Raw genomic sequence first — 766 nt, 5'->3', positions numbered from 1 at the left:
CAGGAAGGATTTCACGTGCAGCATTCAAGTATCGAGCGCGATAGTAAAAATCCGCTGAACCTGCTCAAATCCGTCCTTGAGATCCGAAAATTTGCGCGCGAGAATGATGTGAATATCGTACACTCTTTCAAGTTCGTACCTAATCTTATCAACTCCTGCGCGAATATATTTACCGGGAAGAAGGTCGTCCTGCACATTGCCGGCCTGGGGATCGCATTCGCAAACACGACCGTCAAGTTCAGGATACTCAAATTTATCCAGCAGGTATTGTTTCTGATGCAATTCCTTCGCGCCAACCTGGTAATCATCCAAAACCCAGACGATTACAACGATTTTTTCTTCAAACAGTATTTCAGGAAAAAAATTAAGGTGGTAAAGGGCAGCGGCGTCAATATCACAAAATTTTGCCCCTCCACCGACGTCCTCGACAAGATCAGCGGTTCATCTGAAAAAATGGTTTTTCTTTGCACAACGAGGCTGATATGGGAAAAAGGTATCAGGGAGCTTGTAGAAGCTTTTGAATCATTGCCCGACGAAGTACGGAAAAAAACGGAACTCAGGATCATCGGCGAGCCGGACAATAAAAATCCGCGGGGCGTCACAAACGACTATATTACTGGATATAGCACAAATCCGTGCATCCGGTTTCTTGGTCGGCAGGATAACATCAGGGAGCATTTGCAAAATTCCGATGTATTTATCCTGCCTAGCTATTACCGCGAAGGCATCCCCAGGAGCATTCTCGAGGCGCTCGCAGCGGGGTTAC

At 46.5% G+C, this 766-nt stretch carries 1 protein-coding gene; it reads left to right on the top strand.

Annotated features, from left to right (window positions below; genetic code table 11):
- Positions 1-766, top strand: a 766-nt coding sequence (locus tag LZD49_RS35400) for a glycosyltransferase (RefSeq protein WP_234673387.1), incomplete at both ends; no start/stop codon positions are given.

Origin of the sequence: Dyadobacter sp. CY261 (assembly GCF_021440085.1) — a bacterium.
Lineage (GTDB): Bacteria > Bacteroidota > Bacteroidia > Cytophagales > Spirosomataceae > Dyadobacter.
This window is presented reverse-complemented; position numbering and strand designations above follow the sequence as displayed.